The organism is Promicromonospora kroppenstedtii DSM 19349, assembly GCF_000515355.1.
Lineage (GTDB): Bacteria > Actinomycetota > Actinomycetes > Actinomycetales > Cellulomonadaceae > Promicromonospora > Promicromonospora kroppenstedtii.
Genome location: NZ_KI911565.1, coordinates 46,487 through 49,307 on the forward strand (window position 1 = coordinate 46,487; position 2,821 = coordinate 49,307).

Below are 2,821 nucleotides of genomic sequence, written 5' to 3' on the forward strand. Positions count from 1 at the left end.
CCGCCCCGTTGCGCCGGATCCCGCCGGGCTTGTCGGCGGCGCCGTCCTCGGCGGGGTCGACACGGGCCCGGCGCACGAGCGTCGCCACCACCTCGGCCTCCTCCTCGTCGGGCTCGAGCGGCAGCGTCAGGCGCTCGAAGCCCGGCAGCACGTCGGGCTCCCAGGCCGGCTCCTGCGCCGGTTCGTCGTCCAGACCGGGGGAGAGGCTCGTCATCTGACCGACGGTAACCGGAGGTGGGCCCACTCCGCCGGATAGTCGTCGAGCCAGACCTCGAGCGAGCGGGCCCTCCGCCCGGCCAGGTGCCCGACGTCGGGGCTCACCTGCGCGAGCACGCCCGCCTCGATCGCCTGGCACAGCGTGATCCAGTCCTCCACCTCGGTGGCGGTCGACCGGTAGAACTGGGCACGCGCCTGCTCGACCGTCTGCGGCACGTACCGGATCGTGCGGCCGACGGCGGTGGACAGCGTGGCCGCGATGTCGTCGAACGTCAGGGCGTCGGGGCCGGTCAGGAAGTAGGTCCGGCCCGCGTGCCGGCGCGAGTCCTCGTCGAGCAGGACGGCGGTGGCGACGTCCGCCACGTCGTCGTGGGACACGGTGGCGACCGCGCCCTGCCCGGCAGGCGCGCGGAGCAGCGCCTGCTGCCCGGCGCCGGACGACTCGTCGTGCACCGCCAGGGTCGGCGTGCGGTGGAACATGCTGGTGCGCAGCATGGTCCAGGCCAGATCGGTGCCCCGCAGGTACTCCTCGGTGAGCCAGTCGTCGCGCGCGCCCGACGCGATCGCGTCCGGCGCCGCCCCGATCGACGAGACGTAGACGACGTGCCGCACCCCGGCGAGGACGGCGGCGTCGATCGCCGCTCGGTGCCGGGCGAGCCGGCCGGGCCGCTCCCGGCCCGGCACGAGAAAGACGGCGTCAGCTCCGGCGAAGGCGCTGCTCATGGCCCTGGCATCGGCCTCGGCCGGGATCACGGCGACCTCGGACTCAGGCAGCGGAGTGCCGTCGGGCAGGCGCGGGGCGGCGCCCCTGCCGGAGATGAGCAGGCGCTGCCGGCCGCCTGCCGCGGCGACACGGAAGGCGAGCCTGGAACCCAGGCGGCCGTCGGCCCCGGTGAGCACGACCAGCCGGTCCGGCGAGGCGGGCGTCATTCCCACACCGTAGACGGCGGATCGTCGACGGGCCGGGTGGGACTGGGTGAAACGTGCCTCAGGCGTCCGAGGAGACGCCGAGCTCCGTCCGGACGAACTCGACCACGCCGTCCGCCGCCGCCTCGATCTCGGCGAGGCACTCCTCGAAGTCCTCGGGCCCGCCGTACCAGGGGTCGGCGATGTCCAACCGGTGCTCCGGAAGGCCGTCGGCGGCGGGGTCGAACGACCGGTACATCCGGATGTCCGGGTCGGCCTGGGCGCGGCCGGCGAGGTTCCGCAGCGCCTGCGCGTGGCGCGTCGTCATGGCGAGCACCAGGTCCCGCGAGCCGACGTCGTCCCGCGTCACCTGACGAGCCCGGTGGCCGTCGCCCGTGGGGTAGCCTCGCTCGGCGAGGACGGAGCGGGCACGCCGGTCCACCGGGTTGCCGTGCTCCTCGTCGCTCACGCCGGTCGAGTCGACGACCACGGTGTCGCCCAGGCCCGCGGCCTCGAAGCGGTCCCGGAGGACGATCTCGGCCATGGGGGAGCGGCAGATGTTCCCCGTGCAGACGGTCATCACGCGGTATGCAGTCACGCGCTCATTCTCCCCGGTGGCAGGGGAAAGCCCGCGGGGCGACGAATGTCAGCCGTGCTGGACGAGGGCACGGCACCCGCGGGCTCCGGTGGTCGCGAGGAAATCGCCACCAGTGTCCCGTGCGCCTGAGCGTCCGGAAGGCCCCGTGCTGAGCCCTCCGTCCGCCGCTGGCGCGAAACGCCTACAGCGTCACGCGACTAGCGCGCGACCACCTCATGGGTCCGATGTGAAATCACTTCTCGGATCACCTCCCTTCTCATGTGCCAACGAACCTACGCCGCCTCGTTGCGTGTGCACAGGTTTTTTCCTCGCGGCGAAATCCGCGGCCGGGTGCACGGCCGAGCGACGAGTTTCGGCCGAACGCCCCGTCTGCCCTGCATGACCATCACCACCGTGGACGCCTCCACGACGTCCGCCGACGGCACACGGATCGCGTTCGACCTCACCGGGCCGGGCCGCGGCCTGGCCCCGGCGGTCGTGGTGGTCGACGGCGTGCTCGCGCACCGGGTGCCCGTCACGCTCGCGGTGGCGTCGCTGCTGGGCGACCGGGTGACGACGCTCCGGTACGACCGGCGCGGCCGGGGCGGCAGCAGCGACACACCGCCGTACGGCGTGGACCGCGAGGTGGACGACATCGCCGCGTTGTTGGAGGTCACGGGCCCGGCAGCACTGCTGGGCATCTCGACGGGCGCGTTTCTCGCGCTACGCGCGGCGGCCGACCTGGGCTCCCGCGTCACCGGCGTCCTGTGCTACGAACCGGCGTACGACGTCGCCGGCGGCGCGCCGCCCACCGACCCCCGGATGATCGCGGGGGTGGAGGCCTGCGTCGAGGCGGGCGACCCGGGCAGCGCCGTCGAGCTGTTCCTCGACCTGGTGGGCATGCCGTGCCGGCTGCTGCCGCGCATGCGGGCGTCGCCGTCGTGGGCGGACCTGGAGTCGATCGCGCCGACCATCGCGTACGACGGCCGGGTGCTCGCCGAGGTCGCCCTGGGCCGGCGGGCCCTGATGGGGCGCTGGCACTGCATCGAGCAACAGGTGGTGGTGGCCCACGGCGCCGCGAGCGCCGCCGGGACCGCGACGGCTGCGCGGTCCCTGGCGGCG

Annotated in this window: 3 protein-coding genes and 1 pseudogene; 1 reads left to right on the top strand and 3 read right to left on the bottom strand. The window is 74.2% G+C overall.

The window, feature by feature from the left end; all coding sequences use genetic code 11:
* The 3 genes and pseudogenes from PROKR_RS33275 to PROKR_RS00280 all read right to left on the bottom strand — a co-directional run.
* Positions 1–214: pseudogene (locus tag PROKR_RS33275) on the bottom strand (alpha/beta hydrolase); the annotation flags it as partial.
* The gene (locus PROKR_RS00275) at positions 211–1,146 is read right to left on the bottom strand and encodes an NAD(P)H-binding protein (RefSeq protein WP_036958731.1); all 936 of its coding nucleotides are present in this window, start codon (positions 1,144–1,146) and stop codon (positions 211–213) included. The pseudogene PROKR_RS33275 and the gene PROKR_RS00275, both read right to left, overlap by 4 nt.
* Positions 1,147–1,204: 58 nt before the next feature.
* A complete protein-coding gene (locus PROKR_RS00280; protein WP_036958732.1) occupies positions 1,205–1,702 on the bottom strand; it encodes a low molecular weight protein-tyrosine-phosphatase in 498 nt (165 codons plus the stop codon).
* Positions 1,703–2,098: 396 nt separating this feature from the next.
* On the opposite strand from PROKR_RS00280, the gene PROKR_RS00285 reads away from it, so the two are divergent.
* On the top strand, positions 2,099–2,821 hold a 723-nt coding region (locus tag PROKR_RS00285; RefSeq protein ID WP_036958733.1), incomplete at its 3' end, for an alpha/beta fold hydrolase.

Bases quoted from the DNA above. Each gene is read 5' to 3' on its own strand.
- PROKR_RS00280 (WP_036958732.1), bottom strand. From the start codon at position 1,702: ATGACCGTCTGCACGGGGAACATCTGCCGCTCCCCCATGGCCGAGATC.
- PROKR_RS00275 (WP_036958731.1), bottom strand. From the start codon at position 1,146: ATGACGCCCGCCTCGCCGGACCGGCTGGTCGTGCTCACCGGGGCCGAC.